Annotated in this window: 21 protein-coding genes; 9 read left to right on the top strand and 12 right to left on the bottom strand. The window is 45.5% G+C overall.

The window, feature by feature from the left end:
* The first annotated feature begins 126 nt into the window (after positions 1–126).
* From HQM11_00355 to tesB, 3 genes are all read left to right on the top strand, one after another.
* On the top strand, positions 127–918 hold the full coding sequence (locus tag HQM11_00355) for a metallophosphoesterase (protein MBF0349447.1): 792 nt from the start codon (positions 127–129) through the stop codon (positions 916–918).
* The gene (locus HQM11_00350) at positions 915–1,679 is read left to right on the top strand and encodes a YkgJ family cysteine cluster protein (GenBank protein MBF0349446.1); all 765 of its coding nucleotides are present in this window, start codon (positions 915–917) and stop codon (positions 1,677–1,679) included. The genes HQM11_00355 and HQM11_00350 overlap by 4 nt, the downstream gene beginning before the upstream one ends.
* A 107-nt stretch (positions 1,680–1,786) precedes the next feature.
* Positions 1,787–2,647 carry an acyl-CoA thioesterase II gene (tesB, locus tag HQM11_00345; GenBank protein MBF0349445.1) on the top strand — a complete coding sequence of 287 codons (861 nt, stop codon included), beginning with the start codon at positions 1,787–1,789 and terminating at the stop codon, positions 2,645–2,647.
* A gap of 166 nt (positions 2,648–2,813) precedes the next feature.
* Here tesB and HQM11_00340 read toward each other — a convergent pair whose 3' ends face one another.
* From HQM11_00340 to HQM11_00310, 7 genes are all read right to left on the bottom strand, one after another.
* Positions 2,814–3,506 carry a response regulator gene (locus HQM11_00340; GenBank protein MBF0349444.1) on the bottom strand — a complete coding sequence of 231 codons (693 nt, stop codon included), beginning with the start codon at positions 3,504–3,506 and terminating at the stop codon, positions 2,814–2,816.
* 8 nt (positions 3,507–3,514) lie between these two features.
* On the bottom strand, positions 3,515–4,396 hold the full coding sequence (gene phoU, locus HQM11_00335; GenBank protein ID MBF0349443.1) for a phosphate signaling complex protein PhoU: 882 nt from the start codon (positions 4,394–4,396) through the stop codon (positions 3,515–3,517).
* Positions 4,397–4,563: 167 nt separating this feature from the next.
* Positions 4,564–5,340 carry a phosphate ABC transporter ATP-binding protein gene (locus HQM11_00330; GenBank protein ID MBF0349442.1) on the bottom strand — a complete coding sequence of 259 codons (777 nt, stop codon included), beginning with the start codon at positions 5,338–5,340 and terminating at the stop codon, positions 4,564–4,566.
* 27 nt (positions 5,341–5,367) lie between these two features.
* Positions 5,368–6,984, bottom strand: a complete 1,617-nt coding sequence (pstA, locus tag HQM11_00325) for a phosphate ABC transporter permease PstA (protein MBF0349441.1) — start codon at positions 6,982–6,984, stop codon at positions 5,368–5,370.
* Positions 6,985–7,005: 21 nt separating this feature from the next.
* Positions 7,006–9,228, bottom strand: a complete 2,223-nt coding sequence (locus HQM11_00320) for an ABC transporter permease subunit (GenBank protein ID MBF0349440.1) — start codon at positions 9,226–9,228, stop codon at positions 7,006–7,008.
* 376 nt (positions 9,229–9,604) lie between these two features.
* Positions 9,605–10,567, bottom strand: a complete 963-nt coding sequence (locus tag HQM11_00315; protein ID MBF0349439.1) for a phosphate ABC transporter substrate-binding protein — start codon at positions 10,565–10,567, stop codon at positions 9,605–9,607.
* Between the two features lie 199 nt (positions 10,568–10,766).
* Complete coding sequence (locus tag HQM11_00310) at positions 10,767–11,435, bottom strand: pentapeptide repeat-containing protein (GenBank protein ID MBF0349438.1); 669 nt, start codon at positions 11,433–11,435, stop codon at positions 10,767–10,769.
* Positions 11,436–11,635: 200 nt separating this feature from the next.
* On the opposite strand from HQM11_00310, the gene corA (HQM11_00305) reads away from it, so the two are divergent.
* Entirely contained in the window at positions 11,636–12,685 is a 1,050-nt protein-coding gene (gene corA, locus HQM11_00305; GenBank protein MBF0349437.1) for a magnesium/cobalt transporter CorA, read from the top strand.
* A gap of 3 nt (positions 12,686–12,688) precedes the next feature.
* Complete coding sequence (corA, locus tag HQM11_00300) at positions 12,689–13,669, top strand: magnesium/cobalt transporter CorA (protein MBF0349436.1); 981 nt, start codon at positions 12,689–12,691, stop codon at positions 13,667–13,669.
* Here the strand turns inward: corA (HQM11_00300) and HQM11_00295 are convergent.
* The 5 genes from HQM11_00295 to tilS form a co-directional block, all read right to left on the bottom strand.
* Positions 13,647–15,728: a response regulator gene (locus tag HQM11_00295; GenBank protein ID MBF0349435.1), complete on the bottom strand. Its 2,082-nt coding sequence runs from the start codon at positions 15,726–15,728 to the stop codon at positions 13,647–13,649. The two genes, corA (HQM11_00300) and HQM11_00295, sit on opposite strands and share 23 nt — an antisense overlap.
* Positions 15,729–16,108: 380 nt before the next feature.
* Positions 16,109–16,408 carry a nucleotidyltransferase domain-containing protein gene (locus HQM11_00290; GenBank protein ID MBF0349434.1) on the bottom strand — a complete coding sequence of 100 codons (300 nt, stop codon included), beginning with the start codon at positions 16,406–16,408 and terminating at the stop codon, positions 16,109–16,111.
* Between the two features lie 320 nt (positions 16,409–16,728).
* On the bottom strand, positions 16,729–17,013 hold the full coding sequence (locus HQM11_00285) for a SpoIIE family protein phosphatase (protein ID MBF0349433.1): 285 nt from the start codon (positions 17,011–17,013) through the stop codon (positions 16,729–16,731).
* Positions 17,014–17,090: 77 nt separating this feature from the next.
* Positions 17,091–17,582: a SpoIIE family protein phosphatase gene (locus HQM11_00280; protein ID MBF0349432.1), complete on the bottom strand. Its 492-nt coding sequence runs from the start codon at positions 17,580–17,582 to the stop codon at positions 17,091–17,093.
* Positions 17,579–18,952, bottom strand: a complete 1,374-nt coding sequence (gene tilS, locus HQM11_00275) for a tRNA lysidine(34) synthetase TilS (GenBank protein ID MBF0349431.1) — start codon at positions 18,950–18,952, stop codon at positions 17,579–17,581. The genes HQM11_00280 and tilS overlap by 4 nt, the downstream gene beginning before the upstream one ends.
* Here tilS and HQM11_00270 point away from each other — a divergent pair.
* The 4 genes from HQM11_00270 (at position 18,951) to HQM11_00255 (ending at position 23,686) form a co-directional block, all read left to right on the top strand.
* Positions 18,951–19,652, top strand: a complete 702-nt coding sequence (locus HQM11_00270) for a 5'-methylthioadenosine/S-adenosylhomocysteine nucleosidase (GenBank protein ID MBF0349430.1) — start codon at positions 18,951–18,953, stop codon at positions 19,650–19,652. The genes tilS and HQM11_00270 overlap by 2 nt on opposite strands.
* 311 nt (positions 19,653–19,963) lie before the next feature.
* Complete coding sequence (locus HQM11_00265) at positions 19,964–21,181, top strand: serine hydrolase (protein ID MBF0349429.1); 1,218 nt, start codon at positions 19,964–19,966, stop codon at positions 21,179–21,181.
* An 810-nt stretch (positions 21,182–21,991) separates the two neighbouring features.
* Positions 21,992–23,188: a hypothetical protein gene (locus HQM11_00260; GenBank protein ID MBF0349428.1), complete on the top strand. Its 1,197-nt coding sequence runs from the start codon at positions 21,992–21,994 to the stop codon at positions 23,186–23,188.
* Between the two features lie 9 nt (positions 23,189–23,197).
* Positions 23,198–23,686: a chemotaxis protein CheW gene (locus tag HQM11_00255; protein ID MBF0349427.1), complete on the top strand. Its 489-nt coding sequence runs from the start codon at positions 23,198–23,200 to the stop codon at positions 23,684–23,686.
* The last annotated feature ends 183 nt before the right edge of the window (positions 23,687–23,869 follow it).

Genomic DNA, 23,869 nt, shown 5'->3' with positions numbered 1-23,869 from the left:
TCTAAATCATTTATATGAAATGACTCTTGAAAAAAGCAAACCATTTTATTCGCTTGGCAAACGGGCCGAAGCATACCTGATGAGTGCGTAAATACAAGTTCTATTCCCCTATTCACCATGGGAACCATGAAATCAACTGACAGCAAATTTTCCATCAATTTAGCGATCGAAACACCAACCGGACCACTGTACATTATTGCGGATTCACATCTCCATCAGGGGGCCATTGCACCCTTTCTGAAAATGTTGTCCACGCTGAATGACGCAGAAGTCATCGTCTTTCTGGGCGATGTGTTCAAGGCATGGCTCGCACTGCCTGAGTTTCAGGATGACTCTCATATGCAAGTCCTCAAGGGCATCCGGGCACTCCGGGAAAAGAACATCCCAACGGTTCTGGTTGCTGGAAACCGGGAACTTCTATTGCCCAAAACCTATACCGAAGAATGGAGGCAATACCTGCCCTTCACCCACTTGACGCATCGGGATTTTTATATTCAATGGGGAAAACGCCATTACGGTTTTGAGCATGGAGATCAAGTCAATCAACAAGACCGGAATTATTTGCGATGGTATGCTCTCAGCCACAGTCTTCCGTTTGAATGGTGTTTCAGAGCAATGCCAGGTGCCCTGACACGCTGGATCGCCCATAATACCGAAAAAGGAATGTCTCAGACCAATATGGACTACAAAATTTCGTTTCCCGAGGAGGAAATCCAGAGATTCATGGAACACCTTCATCCGGAACTCACCCGGTTTTTTCTGGGACATTTTCACCAGGACAGGGAAATCATCAATCCTGCGCATCCTGTCGCACTCAGGCTTGTTCCTGACTGGTTTTCCCGCCAGTCTATTTTGAGAATTGATCCTCAAGGAACGGTTGAAACCCTTACTTTTAATTCAAACCCGGATCAAACATGAAGCCAACTCGAACAAAAACCGGATTTCGTCTGGCTGTTCTTGACGGAAGCAAAGCCCTGCAACGTATTGAACAAACTTCACCGCAAAATCAACCATCCCAGAGAATGAATATTAAAAAATTTCTGGATCCCTGGCACCAGCAGGGAAAAAAGCTGATCGACACACAGAAGCTACCCAAACAGAATCCAATTGTGGCAATAGTGCATGACTTGTGTGATGCCGTCTCCCGACAAACCGCGGATGACTTGGTTGGGAAAAACCTCCAGATTGCCTGTGGTCAGGGGTGTGATGCCTGCTGCTGGTATACCGAAATTGCTTCAACCGGCCTTGAGTTGGAAGAAATTCTGCATTTCATTCAACAGCATATGCCCGCAAACATTCGCCAAAAACTGCTGGAACAGGTGAGAAAACCGCTGGTGTCCTCGTTGGAATACAAACCATGCCCTTTTCTGGATCAGGAAGCCAGAGCCTGTGCGATTTATCCTGTACGTCCCATGGGATGCCGCGGTCTGTTGGCCACCAAACAATGTCAACTGGACCAACCCGATGAAGACACAGGCCTCAAAGAATGTGTACGCTTGACCCAACAAGCATGGAAACGCCAACCGCTTCGGGGGGGAATGCTGTTGATCGCGCTGGAACACCATAGAAACGGCAAAGGACATTTCAACATGAACCAGACCAATCCGGAAATACTGGTTGAATTCAAAAAAATTGAACCGGAGTATCTCGAGCAGATTTTTGCTAAGTCTGATGTCTGAAATATATTTTGCTAATCTCGGAATGAATAGCAGAGACGTAACATGTTATGCCTCAACTACCAGGGAATGACGTTTTATAATGAACCACTTTTTATCTGGAGAAAACCATGAATGTTCTGGAAGAATTATTGAGTTTGTTGGGCTTGGAAAAAATTGAAGAAAACCTGTTCAGGGGAAAAAGCCAGGATCTGGGGTTTGGCAATGTTTTTGGGGGTCAGGTTCTGGGTCAATCGCTGTCCGCGGCATCACGCACCGTAGAACCGCGTTTGAGCGCTCACAGCATGCAGGGCTATTTTCTGAGAGCCGGTGACTCAGCCTTGCCGATTGTGTATCAGGTGGATTGTATCCGGGATGGCAAAAGTTTTTCGACACGCCGGGTGATGGCCATTCAAAAAGGACAGGCTATTTTTTCAATGTCCGCCTCATTTCAGATTGCGGAAGAAGGTTTTGAGCATCAGTCATCCATGCCCGAAGTTCAGGGGCCGGAAAATTTCATCTCCGATCAGGAACGTGTACGGAGTATAAAAGATAAAATCCCGCGGGTGATTCGTGACAAAATTATTTGTGACAAGCCGATTGAAATTCGACAGATCAATCCAATCAACCCGTTTTCACCTGAAAAACAGCCTCCACTGAAATATTCCTGGTTCCGTGCGATTGACAAACTGCCAGATGACCCTGCCATTCACAAATACATGCTGGCTTATGCTTCTGATTTCGGCTTGCTGGGTACAGCCCTGTATCCGCATGGACACACCTTCTGGGAACCCTCCATGCAGGTCACCAGTCTGGATCATGCCATGTGGTTTCATCGGGATTTCAGAATGGATGACTGGCTGCTGTATGTGATGGACAGCCCCAGCGCCAGCCATGCGAGGGGCTTCAATCGGGGAAGTATTTTCACTCGTGAGGGCAAATTGGTCGCATCCACCGCACAGGAAGGGTTGATCAGATTGCGGCAAAAATAAGATCAATATTCAGGGGATACCTTTGTCCACTCAGAAACGTGATAAGAATGCAATATTTCAAAAAATTTCTTCTGATGGGGCTCGTAGAGACGTGCTATAGCGCGTCTCTACAGTCCTGAAAAACAGCAGGTGAGTAGGTGTTTACAGGTTATTGTTTGTCTATTCCTTAGCCATTGATTTCACGGAACCGGTAACCAATACCGCGGACGGTTTCGATGTATTTGCCCATGGAACCCAGCTTTTTGCGCAAACCGACAATCTGGACATCAACGGCCCGGTCAGTGACAATATAATCCTGACCTCTGACGGCTTCAACGATTTGATAGCGGGTATAAACCCAGCCCGGATGCTTTGTCAGATAATGCAGTATTTTAAACTCCGTGAAGGTAAGTTCCACAGGCTCTCCATGAACCATCACTTCATGTTTGCCCGGATTGATCATCAGATCGTGGATCTGCACAAACTCGCCTTCATCCTTTTCTGCGGGAAGCCTTCGTAAAACCGCACGGATGCGAGCATTGACCACCTTGTTGCTGAACGGTTTGACAATGTAATCATCCGCACCCATTTCCAGACCCCGGACCACATCAGAATCACGGCCTTTTGAGGTGAGCATGATGACCGGGATTCTCGCGGTTTGATTATCTGCCTTCAACCGGCGACACACTTCAAGTCCGTCCAGTCCCGGCATCATGATATCCAGCATCACCAGATCCGGAGGCGATTCATGAATCGCGGTCAGCGCCTCTTCTCCGCTCGATACCGCTGAAACCCGATAGCCTTCACGGATGAGGTTGTAAGTGATCAGCTCCATAATATCGTGTTCATCTTCCACGACCAGAATATTTTCTTTGGGCATAATCCTGTTCAGTTTTTGTCTTGTTGTGGTTGCCATTTCCGGTGGCGGACAATATGCGCTTCCACGAGATATATCACATCCTCAGATACCTTTTTGGCATGATCGGCCATTTGTTCCAGATAGCTTGCCATAGAATACACATCCATGAGAGCGGAAACATGGTGAGGATCTTTTTGTATGGCACTTTCGAGCGCTCGTTGAATCTCGATGCAGTCGGCATCTACCTCATCATCCATGGAGCAAACCTGATAGGCTGCTCTGTGATTCAGGCGAATGAGCGCATCCAGCGCATCTTTGACCATCCTCAATACTTTTTCAGCCATGCTCTTCAGATCAACGGGATTAACAAAGGTTGGTTTGCTCTGTAAATTAATGACGTGTCCAGCAATATCCACGGACAGGTCTCCAATACGTTCCAGATCGTTGTTGATTTTCAGCATGGACACGATGTAGCGCAAATCCACAGCAACTGGCTGATGCAGTGCCAGGATCTTCATACACTCCTCTTCTACCAGTATTTCCAGATCATCAATTTGATCATCATTGCCGATCACAGACTGTGCCAGTCTGATATCGTTGTCTTCTAAAGACTGAATTGCCTTGAGGCAACTTTCTTCCACCATTGAGCAGAGAGCTAGAATCTGTTTTTTTAAACGGGAAACTTCCCGTTCCAGGTGCAATGACATATACCGCTCCATATAAGGCATGAGTGAGGGATATCCTCCAGGGTGGCTGTCATCCTTTGACAACCTTTTAAAATCTGTTTTTTCCTTTCGAGGCAGAAGATTGGTGGCCTGAACCGCAATCAGACTGTTTTCTATGACCTGTCCAGGCAATCCCGAAATCCTGCGTCTTAACCGTGAAAATTCCTGTTTCAGACGTGATAACATGAATCGCTCCGAATTGGGGATGACGGACTCTGTCTATGAATAGAGACACACGATCGTGCGTTTCTACAAAAGATTTTCTGCTGACTGTTTTTCACTTCGCGTCCTCTTTCCGGAGAGTCAAAACCATGCAATATTTTATCCAAAATTCTGGTAGTCTTCTGTCAAAATCACCCGAACCGTCCGGTGATGTAATCTTCTGTCTGTTTTTTGTCAGGGCTGGTGAAGATTTTTTCCGTGTGTCCGCGCTCGATCATTTTTCCTTCGAAAAAAAACGCGGTGTGGTCAGAAACCCTGGAGGCCTGCTGCATGTTATGCGTCACAATGATGATGGTGTAATCTGAGCGCAACTCAGCGATCAAGTCCTCGATTCTGGAGGTCGATCGTGGATCCAGGGCGGAACAGGGTTCATCCATCAGAATGATTTCGGGGTTCACCGCCACTGCCCGGGCAATGCATAAGCGTTGCATCTGCCCACCGGAAAGCCCCAAGGCCGAGGTGTGCTGACGATCCTTGACTTCATCCCACAAGGCGGCTCTTCGCAAACTTTTTTCGACCACTTCATCCAGTGTTTTTTTGTCATTGATCCCGGCAATCCGCAGGCCATACACCACATTCTCATAGATGGTTTTGGGAAACGGATTGTATTTCTGAAACACCATGCCCACTTTTCTGCGCAAGCGGATCACATCCGTAACAGGTGAATTGATTTCTTCCCCATCCAGTTTGATACTGCCCACCATACGGGTAGCGTCCACCAGGTCATTCATCCGGTTCAGGCATCTTAAAAAGGTAGATTTCCCACAACCGGAGGGGCCGATAAATGCAGTGACTTCATGACGCGGTATTTCAATTTCAACCTGAAACAACGCTTGGGACGTTCCATAAAAAAAATCCAGATTCCTGACTGTGAGGATCGGATCATTGATCACATATTTTTCTGTCATAGTTTTTTCAGCCATAGTCTGTTCCTCTCAAAAGGATTTGATGGTGTAGCGTTTTTTCATTTTGTTGCGCATATAAATCGCCACACTGCTCATCCCCAGAACAATCAACACCAGTAAAAACGTGGTGACAAACACCATCGGTTTGGCCGCTTCGACATTGGGGGATTGAAAACCCACATCATAAATATGAAATCCAAGATGCATGAATTTACGTTCAAGGTGCACAAAGGGAAACCTTCCATCAATCGGCAGTGATGGTGCCAATTTAACCACTCCGGTGATCATCAGAGGAGCCACTTCACCGGCGGCACGAGCCATGGCCAGAATGAATCCGGTCATGATGCCGGGTGAAGACATGGGCAATACGACCCGCATCAGGGTTTGAAATCTGGTAGCGCCCAATGCCAGTGAACCTTCACGGATTCCAGAAGGAATCGAGCCCAAGGCTTCTTCGGTTGCCACAATCACAACCGGCACTGTGAGCAGGGAAAGGGTTAGACTGGCCCACAGAATACCACCGGTTCCAAAGGTTGGGGTCGGTAAAACTTCAGGAAAAAACAGTTGATCAATGGTGCTACCAATACCGTACACAAAAAAGCCCAGTCCAAAAACGCCATAGACAATGGAGGGAATTCCCGCAAGATTATTCACCGCGATGCGTACCAGCCTGACGACAAAGCCCTCTTTGGCGTATTCTCGCAGATACACGGCGGTGATCACGCCCAGCGGAAAGGAAAACATGCTCATGAGGAGCACCATGATCACTGTGCCGAAAATCGCCGGCAGGAGTCCGCCTTCAGTGTTCGCTTCCCGGGGTTCATCAAACAGCAGTTCATGGATTTTTCCAATATAGAATCCGACTTTTTGCGGAACAGACATTTGATTGGGATAAAAAAACCGGACAATATTCATGACCGGGATTTGGTTTGTCTTGCCGGACGCGTCTTCAAACTCAGCGGTGAATACCGAGAGTTCCTGGATTTTCTGATTCTGTTGGACCATCAGGTCCTGGAATTTTTTCTGCAACTGAGCTTTTTGGTCCTTGATTTCCTGAAATTCGGGATCATCTCCGGGAACTTTCTTATATTTGAGTTTCAATTCATGACGCAGGATATTTTCCATCGCATAATTCACCTCGGTGATCTGGTCTTCAATTGCTTCAATGTCTTTTTTCCGTTCATGAGCGTAATCCAGGATTTCTTCAAATTTCTGAGTCAACTCCTGTGATTCCAGGGCATGAGACGCAGGAGATTCCACATTTTTCAGAAAACCCAGATAATTTCCATATTCCATGCGTTCCAGCACAATCAGCTTTTCCGGAACTGAGGTTTCCCGGATATCCGCGGCATCCACCCAGCGAAAATCCAGTCCATAGATGTCCCGATTGCCAGTATAAAGCTGAAATCGTTGTTTTCCAGTGTGGGGATGATCCTCTGTCTGCATCAGAACACCGATGGCTCGTGAGCCATCTTTTTGCTGGAAGTCCAGCACTTCGGAAGGCCAGAACACGCCCAATCCATTTCGCATCACAACCAATAGCAGAATGATTGCGGACAGTAAGGTGATACTCAGTGCAAGGCCGGTAATCCAGACCATCGGTTCACCAATGGACCAGTATGGTTTTTTGCTATCAGAATTTGACATGAAGTCTCCAGGCAGGGAAAATTACATTTGGCCGTAGCGTTTACGTAAGCGATGGCGAATAAGTTCCGCTAATGTATTCAGGACAAACGTGATCAGAAACAACAACACCGCGGACAGGAACAGAATGCGATACAAGGTGCCATCCGCGGGTGCTTCCGGAATCTCCACCGCGATATTCGCAGACAGGGTTCGCATGCCGTTGAACAGACTCCAGTCCATGATCGGGGTATTGCCAGTGGCCATCAGCACCACCATGGTCTCACCAATAGCCCGGCCAAAACCAATGATAATCGCCGCGAAAATCCCTGAACTCGCGGAGGGGAGCACCACACGCCAGACCGTTTGCCAGCGGCTTGCGCCCAAGGCCAGCGACGCGGCTTTCAGATTATACGGCACATTGGACAAGGCATCATCCGCAATGGTAAAAATGATGGGAATGACCATAAACCCCAGACCGAAGGAAATAATGATGTTGTTGCGCTGGTCATAACGCAGGCCCATTTCCTGAAACAGCCAGAGTTTGAAATCACCGCCGAAAAACGCGGTTTCCACCAGGGGTTGCAGCCAGAGCGCAAGGGCAACTGAAACAATCAGCACGGGAAGGATCATCAAAAATTCATAGCCCTGTTCCACATGCTTGGCAAAATCAAGATGTCGAATTCTGTGCCACAACCCCACAAAGCCAGCAAAGACAAAGGGAAGCACCATCATGACCAGAAACACACTGACCACATACGACTCAATGATCGGCGCCAACCACAAGGCACAGAGAAAACCAATGATCACCGATGGCATGGCGGCGGTGATCTCCACCGCGGGTTTGATCACATTCCTGAAAGAATCCTGCGCAAACTGACTGGTATAAATGGCCCCCAACAACGCCAGGGGAATCGCAAACAGCATGGCATAGACGGTTCCCTTGAAGCTACCGAATACCAGGGGGATCAGACTGTATTTCGGTTCAAAATCATCACTGGCCGAAGAAGATTGCCAGACATAGGCCGGCTCGGGATAACTTTCATACCAGATTTCCTGAAACAGGAGTTTCCAGCTCACATCCGGATGAGGGTTATCCACAGCCCAGACATAAACCTGATTTTTTTCGTCCAGGCCAATCAATCCGTTGCCACGAGACGAGTCGTTCACAATTTTGAGTGGCGTATCGCCTCGAAGTTGAAGCAGATGCCGCTCACTCGTCATGTGATGCGCGTGCAGGGTGCCATTTTGTTCCAGGACTGTCAGGGATTTGTCACGCCGGGAAGGCACAATGCTGACAATGGCGGACTCCTGACTTTCCAGATCATGAATTTTCTGCATTTTCCGAATGTTGCTACTGCCTTCCACCAATGCTGGAAACCATGTGGTAAGTCCGCCTTTTTCATCGCCGACAGCCAGTGAGTTGCCACCAAAAATCATCCCCAGTGCCGTGATGGCCCGGCCATCCTCAAATGCCAGGGTTTTTTCCACAAAGCGGGGTTCTCCGATGGTTTCCAGATTCCAGCGCAACAGATAACCATTGCTTGTGCCCGCATATAATTTTTTACCTTGACCATCCAGCGTGGCCGCAATGATTTTTCCGGGAAGTTCTGTTGGAAGCGTTGCGTTCGCATCTTCAGTTTCTTCATCGCCAAACATATTTTCACGGGTTACGGATTGATTGACCTGAAGCAGTCCGTCCTCATTCAGACGGACTGCTGTGGTCACTTTTTCATCAGAATGCTCGGAATAGCGTATAAAAACAAATGGGGAAGGTTGTTCAGGGGCAGAAAAGGATTTTATGGTTTTTAACTTGTGCTGGATGCTGCGATCGCTTCCGGAGAAAACAGGTCTGAACGAGACTTCTTCCAGGGTGGTGCGTCCATCGCTCCAGACCAGCGTATATTTCAGGCCTTCGTGTTGCGCCACGGAAATCAGTGTCGCATTTTCAAGAGCAGGTTGGGACGTCACTTCATCCAGGGTGTTTCCGTCAGTCAGAGAGAAAAAACGCCAATGCCCATCGCTTGACAGCACAAATCCTGTTTCCAGATATTCATCCATCCCGACAGCCAGAGCCTTGGTTTTTTCCGGAAGCTGAAACCGGGCGATATTGTCAGCGGTCGGCGGTAAAAACAGCGGAATCGCGACTTTCGCGATCAGAACCAGAATTCCGATCACACACACGATCACAAAAATACCACCCCAGGTGATGATGATACGGGCGATTTTATCTGTTCGTTTGGCTTTATCAAAGACGGATGCGCCCACACTTTCTCCCTGTTAATAAGTGATACCCATGGTGCCAGTTGGTTTCTTAGGAACGGTAACAGAATAAGTTGTAAAAATATGGAACGGTTACGAACGGGACGTTCGTAACCAGAAAGTTTTCCATGTTATTTTTTGAACGTTCCTTAGGAACGGCAAAAGAATCAATTGAAGAGGCTTCATTTCATTTAGAATGACATCATTTCAGATTGATTCCGTTGGAATAGGAACGTTGAAGAAATGACATGAAAAAGCCCGGTTGCGCATGAATTCCCCCATATCTGCCTCTCACAGGGGAGCGTAAAAGGCAGCATGATCTCCCATCCTTAGTTCAATGATGAGAGGGGGGAGGTTCTAAAGTTTTTTTCTTTTCCCATTATTATTTAAGAAGATCGAGTTGTTTTTCGATCACTTTTCCGGTCAAGGGGAGATAACCATCTTTCACCACAATTTCCTGTCCCTGTTTGGAAAGGACAAATCTGAGGAATTCGCCAACCAGGGGATCAATGGGTTGGTTGGGTGCTTTGGACACATAAACATACAGCATCCGTGACAATGGATATTTGCCATTCAACACATTTTCATAGGATGGTTCATAGGCGGTTTCCCCATCTTTTTTTGAGAGAGGGACTGCTTTGACACCGGAGGTTTTATAGCCGATTCCGGAATAGCCAACGCCACCCATGTCTTCAGTGACGCCCATGACCACGGAAGCGGATCCCGGCTGTTCTTTCACACTGTTTTTGTAATCGCCTTTGAACAAAGCAGTTTCCTTGAAATAACCATAGGTTCCAGAAGCTGAATTACGGCCATACAGACTGATAGGCATATTTCCCCATTGTCCGCTCAGACCTAATTGGCCCCAGATGGTAATTTCCGCAGATCCACCTTTGCGGTTCTGGGAGAAAATTCCGTCCACCTGTACCAGTGAGAGTGCTTTGACCGGATTATCCTTGTTGACAAAAACCGCCAGAGAATCCAGCGCCACACCAATCCGGGTGGGTTTGAAGCCATATTTATTTTCAAAAGCTTCCTCTTCCTGGGATTTCATGCTTCGGGACATTGGTCCCAACTGGGCGGTTCCTTCGATCAGAGCCGGTGGCGCTGTGGTGGAACCTTTGCCTTCGATCTGGATGTTGACATTCGGATAGGCCTTGCGAAATCCTTCTGCCCAGAACGTCATAAGGTTATTCAGGGTATCAGAACCCACACTGTTCAGATTTCCTGAAACGCCTGTTGTTTTTTTATAATTTTTCAGATTGCTGTCCAGTTTCACCTGGGCGAATGCTACTTGCCCGGCAAGACACATAGCAATCATCCCTGTCAGGATATATCGTGCCATAGATCACTACTCCAAATTATTTGATTAAAATGAGAGGGAGCCTTCTTCAGCAGGAAGCAAACTCCCTCAACCACCGCATCGCCATTGACGCCCGTGAAATGTATTATGACATTGTTAGAGTTTCATTAGCGAGGGACAAAACTTTTGTTTGAGGACTCTTTCCATGTTCACGGATGGTTGAGACCGTTGAACAAAAGAGTCACTCAACAACCATGAATGATCGTTTACTGATAACCCCGGAATGACGTTGCTGATGCAAACATAACTGCATCAGTTTTTCATAGGTAAGGCAAAATAAGTATTTCTGTTTGATATCGTTTTTTTGAATGAAACACGACTCCAGCAGGGCACAGTTAAAATTGGTCCAGATCAGATACGCACCACGAAAATCCACTCCATACAACTGAGCATGACTGAAATTGGTGCCAGCCAGATTGGCATTTGTTAACCCGGCGTTAACCCATTGGGTTTTGTCGCACATCGCGTTTTGCAAATCAGCATTCAGGAATGAGGTATTCCAAAACTCCGAGCCTGTCAGTGTCGCGGAACTGAGAAATGTATCCTGAAAGGTACTGCCAAACAAATTGGAATCACTTAAATCAACTTTTTCCATTTTGGCATGATCGAAACAACAATCATACAATTGAGCATTGCTTAGATCGGCATGGTATAGATCCGCATCCTTAAAATTGATATGACTGCAATGCAATCCCGATAGATTGGCATAGCGTAAGTCACAGCCACGCAAATCAGCGCTATGCAATTCAATAGCATATCTTCTGAGATTAAATGCATTGAATTGTTTTCCTGAATGGCCATCACTACTCAGCCACTCTTGATGTGAATGAATCAATTCCATGATCGTCATGGTTCCCTCCTTGCTACAGGTTTTTGATTGGTCTCCCCTGTAGGTGATTCACCTGTCCATGAGATTAGACTGATATTGTTTGGCAGATATTAGGCCTTCATTAACCTTTGGTCATTGAATGATCACTTGATTCATAGAGTTTCCGGAGATATGAAATTGAGTCAGGCCCATTCTTTATTATAAGCGCATTTTGAGATGTTATGGATCAAAGTCAGAAAAACACAGAAAGCACTCCACAGGGTTCACTGCTGATGACCGTCATGAGTTTTAACGCAAACGTGTTTCATGAGCGTGAATTGTATGAAGCAGATTTATCCAACATGGATTTATGGTATTTGCCGATTTCCCAGGAATCGGGTGGGCAATCCATGACCTGGATTCATGTGCATCAAACACACAATAGTCAGTTCATGGAACAGTTTGGCCGTGTGTTCGAGATCCATCCGATGTTGATGGAAGATATCACCAGTGACGATCAGCGTCCCAAAACAGAACTGTATGAAGAAACACTGCTGGTGATTCTGAAAGAAATCAATTACGACGACCAGACCCATGAAATCCAGACACCTCAAATCAGTTTTATCCTGGGCGCAGATTTTCTGGTCTCATTTCCGCAAGTCAGTGGCATCACTTTCAATCCCATCATCGAACGGCTTAGAAAAAATACCGGGAAAGTTCGAAAAATGGGGATAGATTATTTGTTGTACGCGCTGATTGATGCCGTGGTGGATTATTACTTTGTGGTGCTGGGACGGATCTATGGGAAAGTGAACAGGATAGAGGAAACCGTGCTATCGTCGCCGTCGGCGGAAGTTCTTGAAGAAATTCACAATCTCCGACAAGAAATCATCTGGCTGCGGGGAATAATCCTGCCATCGATTGATGCCATGCGAGCCTTGCAGAAGCGTGACACGCTACTCATCAGGGAATCCACGTTGATTTATTTTCGGGATATCTATGACCATATGAGTCAGGCTATGGAAATGTTTGTTTCCATACGCGATATTTTGACCGACATGGTGGATACCTACATATCCAGCATGAATTATAAAATGAATGAAGTCATGAAAACCCTGACCATGCTTTCCACCATTTTTATTCCCTTAACATTCATTGCCAGCGTGTACGGAATGAATTTTGAGCACATGCCTGAACTTCACTGGAATCTGGGATATCCGCTGGTGATTCTTGTCATGGTCTGGCTGATGCTGCTCATGCTGGGCTATTTTAAACGTAAAAAATGGTTTTGACCCATGAAACTCCCAAGCCTTGTGCTCACCAATTACGATGCGACTTTTTTTGAAGAGAAACCACTCAAGGAACTGGGTTTTTCCCTGAGCCTTGAACAGGGGGTTTCCTGGCTGGATCTGTGTTCCTTTCATGACAACCGCATTATTCCGCAAATCCAGCATCTGTTTGAAATGCACCCTCTGCTACTGAAAAACATTCTGAACATCCATGAACCTCCACGCATCGAAGAATTCTCCAATTGCCTGTTGATCATCCTGAAAAATATTTTTTATGACGTTCCATATCGAAAAGTTCGCCGGGGTCAAATCGCGTTCATCCTGGGGGATCATTTTGTCATTACGTTGCAGGAATATGACTTTGGGATTTTTGACAGTGTCCGGAAAAATCTGAGAAACACCCATAATAAAATCAGAAAAATGGGCGCGGATTATCTCGTCTATACCCTGATTGACGCTGTCGTAGAAAATTATTTCAAAAATATGGAACAGATTGAACAGCAGATTGAGTTGTTGCAGGAAGCCATCATGAATGCGCCGGAACCCCAGCAATTGCAGCAAATCTATTATTTACGCAGGGAAATCATGGCTATTCATAACTTTTTGCTTCCAATGAGAGAAGCCATCCGGTTTTTGCAAAAAGGGCAACTGGATTTTGTAGAAGAAAGCAATCTGATTTATTTTCGGGATTTGTATGAACAGACAGCTCAACTGGTGGATATGGTGGTCACGTATCGGGACACGCTTTCCGCTTCTCGCAACGCGTTTCATTCCGCGACCAGCACCCGGCTCAATCATGTCATGAAGGTTCTCACCATCATTTCAGGAATTTTCATGCCGCCCACGCTGATCACCACAATTTACGGGATGAATTTTGACCATATGCCGGAACTGGGCATGAAATGGGGCTACCCCTTGTGCATGCTGGCGATTATGGTTATCGCGCTCTTCACCTTATTCTATCTCAAACGCAAGGATTTGCTGTGACGGATTCTGTTTGACGAGAGAGTACCATCCTGTGAGCCTTATCCGTGACATCATGTTTTAATTCGTCAATTGTCGTTTGATAAATTCGGTCGAGGCGTTTGAAGATGAAATCAATGTTTGACAAATCCTTGTTCTGGCCTTTTTTCTGAAGAATTTTGCACATGGACGATAACTGAGAGGCTCCTATCGCTATGCAACTTCCCTTAAAATAATGACTTTCTTTCTCAAGTTGTTCACAATTCCCGATTTCTGCGGCTTGTCTGATTTTACTGATGGAAACAGGTGCTGTTTCCATAAATAGTTGAAACAGCCTTTTTTGAGTGTCCGGTTTGAGTCCTGAAAGAGTATTCTGCTCCAGGATCGGTTTTTGCTCACTCTTGAGCAGTTTATTGCGATCCTTGATTTTATGCTCCCAACGCACCAGCTTTTCCAGGAGTTTATCTTCGTCAATGGGTTTGCTGAGATAATCATCCATACCTGCTTCCAAACATCTGGTTTGGTCCGCTTCCTGAGCTTCGGCAGTGCATGCGATCACAATGGGGCGATCGTCATCAGAGTAGGTTTGGTGAATGCATTCAGTGGTTTCGTACCCACCCATGATGGGCATTTCGACATCCATCAGAATGACATCAAATGACTGTTGTTCCAACAATTGCAGGGCTTCCATTCCATTGCCTGCCAATTCAGCCTGATACCCCATTGATTCCAGCAGATCCATCGTGAAAATCTGGTTCATTTCGTTATCTTCGGCAACCAGAATTCTTAAAGGGTTCTTCTGAGTTGAAGGATCCTGCTCATCAATATTTTCGACCAATGCGGCTTCAGGATTACACCTTACCATTTTTAGAAGTTCCCTGAAAACTTGTGACTGCCTCAATGGTTTTTGCAAACAGACCAAGTTTGGTTCATCCGGTAGCGGTTGCAGGATGTTGGCGAACAGCAATATCGGGAGATTCGGAACCTGACTTTTCTCTCTCAACCTTTTAATTTCTTTAGGGGTTTGAAGTGCCTCAAAATCCAGTATGACCCTGTCAAATCTGTAGCCCGCAGCAAGCCATTCACACGCAACTTCAATGGAGTCGGTGGTCCGAACACGCAGACCCCAATGTTCCAGTTGTGTTTTCCAAATGCACGTGTGTGTCGGGTTGTGGTCAATCAGGAGCACACGGTAATTCAGGAGTTCCGGGATGTTTTGCTGAAGATAGGCCTGTTCCTCATATGAAACCTCTCTGGTTTTGAAGGTAAAATAAAAGGTTGAGCCATAACCGACCCGGCTCTCCACCCACATCCTGCCACCCATCATTTGGACCAACTGTGAAGAGATCGATAAACCCAGCCCGGTGCCACCATATTTGCGCGTGGTAGATTGTTCCGCCTGTGAAAATGAGTCGAAAATATGTTGGATTTGACTTTCAGAAATCCCGATTCCGGTGTCCTTGACAAAACACAATAGCTCAATTTCATTTTCTGAAACCGACTGAATCCCGATGGATAATAAAACTTCTCCCTGATGTGTGAATTTGAGAGCATTGCTCAAGAGGTTGACTAAAATCTGACGCAAACGAGTCATATCGCCTGAAATGACTTTAGGGAGTTCCGGATCAATCAGATACATCAACTCTACATTTTTAGGTCTTAAATTTGCCCCAAAGATATCCATCACTTCCTCAACGCAAGCGTTTAAACCGAAGGGTTGATATTCCAGAGACATCTTATGGGCTTCAATTTTTGATAAATCCAGAATGTCATTGATGAGGGTCAGAAGGTGGTTGCCACTAATCTGGATCGACTCTGCATATTCCTTCTGTTTGGCGGTCAATCTGGTTTTCAACAGCAAATTACTCATTCCGATCACAGCATTCATGGGAGTCCGGATCTCATGGCTCATGCTGGCCAGAAATGTAGACTTTGCCCGACATGCGGCTTCTGCCAGATCTCTGGCATAGCAGAGTTCCTTGAATTTCGGACTTTTTAGACAATGTTTTGTGATGCATGTGTCACAGTCACTCTCATCCTGGCATTGTAATGCGTTTTCAAATTTCTGCATCAATGACTCCATAACACACCCCCCTAAATATTTATTGTTCGGCAACTGTTCACCACATGAAAAATCTGCGCTTTTTGTATAAGATCTCCATGTTCAGTTAGACCAATATGAGGGGCGTGTTAATTCAGCATCAGATGGGTGATCCATATTTGAGTTGGAAGAGCGTGGGTCTGAAGGAATACTCTAAATAACTTCCATTGATTCACAAGAAGTCATCATCTTTTGTGCAAGTCAGGTTGTTTTTGGACAATGTCCCTGTTGTAAAATTCCAGCCAGAAGAATCCAAATCTTGGATCATTCTATTTTGGAGATATCCTTTATAATCTATCTCCCTTGTATACTCAAGGATCGAGAGACATGCTTGCAAGATGTCATAAAGATACGCTTTGTGATCATGCTGCATAAATTATTTTTCGATCATGTTGAATTGATTGATTAATATAAGGATTAATGATTGCCTGTTCTTGAATAAGGTCAACTTTTCTTCCAAATAATTTTTCGAGCTCAAACTTTAATTCAAAATATCTGTTAAAAAGGTTTTCTTTTCCCTCAAACTGAATCAAAAAATCCAGATCACTCTTTTGAGGATCAAAATCATCTCTTGATGCAGAACCGACCACATCCAGCCGAAGTACGGAAAACTTTTGACAGATGTTTGTTATTCTTGATTGATATCCATTAAAATCAAGCATTGCATTCTGTAGGTGAGAGGATTGAAACATTATTGTAAGCCATCAATCTGAATGATAGAATTCACATCATGGAATGTCAATTTCTTACATGAGACCCACATGAGGGACATATTAATAGAAGATATTTTTTGGTAAAAGTTTCCATGTTATTCTTTTATCGTTCATTAGTGATGCTTTAAAAATCGGCTCCCCACAAGGAAACTTTCAACCGGGAGGTACTTCCGTCAGCCAGAGAAACCAGAGGGATAATAGTTCTGCCCCTACGTGACACCCCCCAAACCCGGTGAATCATCATAGCTCCATTTTTAATAACTGATGGATCAATAGATTTGTCCTCCGACAGCGTCAGGATTGAGTTCAACGCAGAGGAGGTTCACATCATCATTCATGGGATGGCTACCGTAAAACTCCTGGATATTTTGAACCAGTTTGCCGGTTAGCATGGAGGCTGAATCAGAAGCGTGCTGTTTTAGAAACGTCCGCAAATTTCTTTGATTCCAGCATTGCTCCTGTTCATTCATGTTTTCAATAAGTCCATCGGTATAAAAAAACAATTTATCCCCCCATTCCCTCCTTGTCTCATCTTCAACATACCGGGTTTCCAAACTGTACCCTAACAAGGGATTTTGTAAGCGTTCAGCTTTCAGTATTCAGCTTTCAGTGTTTATGCGCTTCAGAAGCATTATAACTCAATAGCAGAAAATATCGTTTGGCTTCCAGGCCTTGAGAATTCCTGAAAACTGATAACTGACGGCTGAACGCTTACGGGATTTTTATTCAGTAACGGTACAAGTTCTTCTGAACTGGAACGGATGAGAAATGGGAAGTTGTGACCGGCGTTAGAATAAGTGATGGTCAATGTGTTCAAATTGAGCGACAAAATAAAAAAAGTCATCATAAAGTGCGGATGTCCACTGTCATAGACCGATTTATTCAGATAAGTCATGACCTCCGCGGGCGAAGAAACATGTTCTGTTCTGCTCCATAATTCTTCCAGCATCCGGGAAGAGGCACACACTCCTGCCGTTACAAGAGCCGCCGGAGCACCATGCCCTGTGGCATCTCCAATCAGAAAAAAAACATGATCCTTGAACTTGTCAAAAATGCCATACCAGTCGCCCCCTGTTTCTGAGGCTGACCGGTAAAACGCGGCCAATGCCACATTAGGAATCACAGGCAGTTTTTGGGGAAATAATGCCTGCGCTCAATACGGATCAAAACAGGAGGATACGAAGAATGGCTCGCTTCCTGGCGGATAGAGCGGAAACGCGGATAAATGGCCCCGACCCTTCCATCCACCACGATCAGTGGCAGGAAATCCCGTTGCTCCAGGGGAATGTGCTGATCTCTTAAAAAATCTTTGATTTTTACCGGATGTTCCTTCCAAGGTGGATGAAAGACATCTCCGGGAAGTCTGTTTCGGAGTTCGAGGCATGTTCCGGGCGGAATGTTATACAGCACAATTCCTTCTGCCGGTGACATCGTTACATTGCCAGACAAAACAGTGATTTGAACGATCCATGCTGACGGGTGGATGAGCTGAATTCCATTTTCAGTTGAAATCATCGTGTTGGATGACGTGACTGTTGATCGCAAACTCAGGGTTCTGTTCTGACGCAATAGTCTCCAATGACTGGAAAGTTGATGCTCGTTTGAGATCCTGTCTGTAAAAAGCTCCCGTTGGATTAACTTTAATTTCGCATAAGTCAGATGCTCTCCTGTTCTGATCAAAATCCATTGATGCAGAAGATGATCACGCTGTAAAACAGGAAGTGTGTGCCATTCCTCAAGATTCCATGACAAGGCCTCCATGCTGAGTCCAGCGGGAACTGGTAACGACTCAAGCAACTCTTTCAGTTGCTGACTTTGTTCGCTCATGTCTTGAAGACGCGCGTCAAGATTTTCACGAGCCAAGTCATTCAACAGCGGCAGAAGTTCGAGTCGCACCCTGTTTCTATGATATTTGGAGGATTGATTGGACGCGTCTTCTTTCCATGATTGATGACGGTCCTTTAAATAATCCTGAAGTTCCTGTTTGCTGATGTTCAGCAACGGACGAATCTGATGGTCTCTGCGCCAGGCCATTCCGCTGAAATGAGAGAGGTGAACCCCTCGTAACCATTTCATCAATAGCGTTTCAAGCTGATCCTGTTGATGATGGGCTGTGGCAATCCAGTCGGCTTGAATGATTTTCCGCAGAATTTGTGCTTCTTGAAGACGCCAAGTTCGGGCCTGTTCCTGAAGGGCTGTTTTTTTTAAAATCAGCTTATCCGAAATTTTTACGGTGCAGGAAATATTGTGTTTTTGTGCCAGTTGTTCAACAAATTGTTGTTCTTCAAGCGATTCCGGACGCAATCCATGATTAAAATGCAGCACATGCAATTCCAGATTCAGGGACTGGCGCAATTCCAGCAGCAATAACAACAACGCCACAGAATCAGAACCGCCACTGACACAGACAATTCCACGACTGCCGGCAGGAATCCCGCAATGACGCGTAAGATTGAAGCTGAAGGTATTAATCAATTGTTGAGTATGAGCCATGAGAGTCTCTGACAAAAAAATTGTTTTGGGTGTCGTCTGTGCGCTGAAACTTGAAGCCCTCAGTCTGATTTCATGGTTTCCTGAACCAGAATTTGTGTTTGACAGGGGACACCGCTGGATTCGCTGGAATCGTGGTGACTGCCAAATCATTGTCGTGATCAGCCGACGCCCGGGAAAGGATGCGGCCAGAAAAGCCACCCGTCTGCTGATTGAAACGTATCATCCGGGTTATATTCTTAATTTCGGGACAGCCGGCGCGATTGCGCCTCATTCCGCTATCGGGGATATGGTATTGTCCTATCGAACAGCCGCTTATTGTATGCCTGATGATTTTGGTCTGTTGCAGTCCGGCACTGAATTCATAGCGCAGTCCTGCTGCGAGAATTTTTCAATTCATTCAGGCATTATTGTTTCGTCAGACCAGAATATTGATAATGATCTCAAGAAACAAATCTTATGGGAAACTTATGGCGCATGGTGTGGAGATTGGGAAAGCGCGCCGGTCATGGCAGTTTGCAGTCAGTATGGGATTCCAGCCCATGCGTTTCGTGTTATTTCTGATTTTGGTAATGCGGAATTTTTGGCGGATTTTTTTAAAAACGCCACTCAGGTACTGACACAGGCCGCACTGGTACTCAAAGCACTGTTGCAATCCATTGAGATTTTGCCCTCCACCATCCCCGCAAATACTGAAGTTTGACGTCCTCTCTTGATCAAGAAGAGACACAGAATAACAGCCCCTTCGCACTTAAACCTACGATTGTTGGCGTTTACGGGACATGTAATCCCCGCCGCCATCCTGACGCTCAAAATAAGGAGCAATGAACAGCCCTGATCAAGAGCCACTGTCATAATATTATTCAAAGCAATCGCCTCTGACGGTATGAAATTTGCGTATTGGAATGAACGTTTTTCCATTTCATGAGTATCAAATTTTTTTTGAGATTGAGCATGACGCGCAATTTTTCAGGCCCAGGATGGGCCAAATTACTATCAATCGTTGTAATATTAATGACAACAGGATTTTCCTTCCCTGCGGTATCGGCACCAGATTATGCCATTACCCGGGTCAGCAGACTTAATTTAAAACAACAGCCTCAGGCAAAATCCCAGACAATCCGGATGTTGAGCAAAGGCAGTCATCTCAGGATTGTCAACCGTCACGATTCAAGAGGGTGGGTTCAGGTTGTTCTGCCTGATGGCTCTGAAGGCTGGACTCAGGAAAAATATCTCCGGCATTACCAACCGCAACCAAATCTGGATAAACAACATTCAACAGGTTCAGAATATACTTCTTATCTGGAACAGGCTGTGTTTGGGTTTATCGAAAAGAATAAACTGAATGGTGGTGGTGGTAAAGATCAGTTGCAACTGATGGTTCAGGACCTTGAAACAGGGCAAATGCTGGTGTCTGTGAAGGCGCAGGAACAGGTAAAAGCTGCCAGTCTGATCAAGGTTCCAGTGTTGCATGCCTACATGCTGGAATGGTATCGCGGGCATATCACCCATACCGATTCTCTGTATCGTCATCTGAGAAGCATGATCAATCTCAGCAGCAACTACAGCACCAATCATATTTTGAAAACACTGGGCGGACCTGAGCATGTGTCTGAACTGCTGAGAAACACAGGCTTGTACAATCACCTCAAACTGGTGGAATATATTCCCGCAGGAGGCCGGACTTACCAGAATAAAATCTCAGCCAGCGATCTGAACCGTTTGTTCGCGAGAATCTGGAAAAAGAGGATTCTTGGCTCGGGCTTCAGTCAGGAAGACAATCAGCAGGCTTCTGAATTCATGTTGAGTCTGCTCGGTATTGAAGGACACCGACATTCACGCGACCGACTTAAAGATGGAACCTGTTTTGAACAGTTTGATTCGGTGAAAATCTGGGACAAGACTGGATTTGTGCGGGGCTTGAATGGCAACAGCGGTATTATTGAAATTGACACTCCGCAAGGTCGCAAGGCGTATTCGGTGGTCAGTATCATTGATCGTGAAGATTATTGGCGTATACGTGGGGGGGGAAACCGTTGGGCCGCAGTGCAAAGTTACAGAATGCGGCGTATTTCCGAAATGATTTACGCCTGGTTCATGAACCAGCATCAGGGGTTTGAAGCCTGCGGCAGAAATGAACTGGTAAAATACGCGACGCATACAATTGATCTAAAAACACGGTCACAATTTTCATATATGGATCCTGCAAAAATGGAAAAATCCGCGTTTTAGGACCATTCAAAAAATAACAGGGAAAACGTTCTGGTTACGAACGTCCCGTTCGTAACCGTTCCATGACCCACCTCCGGTCAATGTCATGATCGGTTAATTTGAGTCACGCCAACAAATGACTGTGTAACCTTGTTTGTGTTGAGACGGAGCATCGCAGAAAAAACTCTGAATGATCTTGATAAACACTTTTCAAACTGACACTTCACTTACCAGGATGTGATGAGTTTAGTCGTCGCTGGGGTTCTATGAAAGTTAACTCATTGCTACGGTTAATTTTTGTGGAACATTCTTTAGTCATCAAGCTTAAACAAAAACTATTTTGAAGAGGATTTTATGGCGTGGTTGGATCATATGAAAATGGGTCGTAAATTAACGATGGGCTTTGGAACTGTAGTCGTAATACTGTTGGTCGTTATATCTGTCAGTTATGTAAATTTCTCCAATCAAGGCCAGGCCAGTAAATGGAATATTCATACGTATCAGGTCATCGGCGAGGTCAACGGAATTTTGGAATCGCTGATTAACATTGAGACAGGTGAAAGAGGCTACGCCATTACAGGCAAGGAAAACTTTCTGGAACCGCTCAATGGTGGCAAAATTGCCTTTGAAGAACATTTCAATAAAGCAAAATCATTAACCTCTGATAACATGAAACAGCAAGAACGATTCAACCGTTTGCGGGAACAATACAACCGCTGGTTTGCTGATGAAATTGACGCGCTCATAAAATTACGTCGTGAGGCCAATGACGGTCGCAAGACAACAGAGGATGTGGTTAGTTTCATCGCGTCAGGAAAAGGGAAGCAGTCCATGGATGGAATGAGAGGAATCATCAGTGACATGATCAATGAAGAAAGCTCTTTATTAGGCAAAAGGAGTGAAGACATGGAACGCTTGGAATCTCAAACCAAGATGGTCCTGATTATTGGCGGTGTGTTGGGCGTGTTGGTCAGTCTTTTAATTGGAACCATTATTACACAAGGCATTTTGAAACAATTGGGGAATGAACCCGGAACGCTTGCGGAGGTGATGCGTAAAATAGCCGAAGGGAACTTGATGATTGCTTTTGATACGCATGGATTGAGAGGGGTTTATGGCGAAATGGAGAAGACAGTAAGTATTTTGAAGAATGTGCTGGGACAAGTCAATGACGCAACCCAACAATTCACCATGAGTTCCGAACAGATTACCCAAAGCGCCCAGTCTTTGTCACAAGGCGCGACAGAACAAGCCGCTTCTATTGAGGAAGTGTCATCATCCATGGAAGAAATGTCCTCCAACATTCAGCAAAACGCGGATAATTCCAAACAAACGGATCATATCGCGTCCAAAGCATCCAAGGATGCCAGAGAGAGTGGGACGGCGGTGAGACAAGCCGTCAGTGCCATGAAAGATATTTCGCAAAAAATTTCTATCATTGAAGAAATTGCTCGTCAAACCAACTTGTTGGCGCTTAATGCCGCCATTGAGGCAGCACGAGCCGGAGAACATGGCAAAGGGTTTGCTGTTGTGGCCTCAGAAGTTCGAAAACTGGCTGAACGCAGTCAGTCAGCAGCAGGAGAGATTACGAAACTATCTTCAATGTCTGTTCAAGTTGCTGAAAAAGCAGGAGAAATGTTGGATAAATTAGTGCCAGACATCCAGAAAACAGCAGAACTGGTGCAGGAAATTACGGCTTCTGGTAATGAACAAAAATCTGGTGCAGATCAGATCAATCAGGCCATTCAGCAACTGGATCGTGTGATTCAGCAAAATGCTTCCGCCTCAGAAGAAATGTCTTCCATTTCGGAAGAACTATCCACTCAAGCGCAAGGACTGCAAGATACGGTCGCTTTCTTTCAGGTCGAGACACAACGAAGGAAAACTATGCAGACCAAGCCCAAAAAACAATTGGCCACCTCTCAATTCCAGGCAAAAAAACAATTATCAGCCCCCGCTGAAAAAGATACAGGTGTCAAACTCATGCTGAAGGATAAGGATGATGACAACACATTCGAGCGGTATTAGGAGGAACTTATGGCTGAACAGGAAACTCAAACCACTCAATATTTAACCCTCACGCTGGATAACGAGGAATTTGCCCTGGACATTAACAAGGTGAGGGAAGTCCTCGAAGTCACCACCATCACCAAAGTCCCACAAATGCCGTCCTTCATGTGCGGTGTGATCAATCTTCGCGGAAGCGTTGTTCCTGTGGTGGATATGCGGATGAAATTTGGTCTGGAGGTCACCAGCAAGACCGTCAACACCTGCATCATCATTGTGGAAATCCATATTTCCACAGAGAAGGTGGTGATTGGCGCATTGGTGGATTCTGTCAGGGAGGTGATTGAACTGGATCATAAATTCATTCAACCCCCGCCTAAAATTGGAACAAAACTCAACACAGAGTTTATCAAGGGAATGGGAAAACACAACGAGGGATTCCTGATTATTCTGGATATAGACAAAGTTTTTTCGCAGGATGAATTGATGATGGCATCAGACATTTCAGAAACTACATAAATCCTGGAAAAATGTGTCCATGACGCCTGTCTTTCGTTATCCCAATTTCAAAAGGCAGGTGTTCGTGGACACACCAAGGCAATCACGCTACAGACTGATTCCTTTCAGAACCTTCAGCAAATACGCATGTTCCCATCTCGCCATCAATCGTTTATTCCATCCAATCTTCGCATTATTCATGAT

It is taken from the genome of SAR324 cluster bacterium, assembly GCA_015232315.1.
Lineage (GTDB): Bacteria > SAR324 > SAR324 > SAR324 > NAC60-12 > JADFZZ01.
Note: the sequence above shows the minus strand (reverse complement) of the source record. Positions and strands in the feature narration are given on the sequence as shown.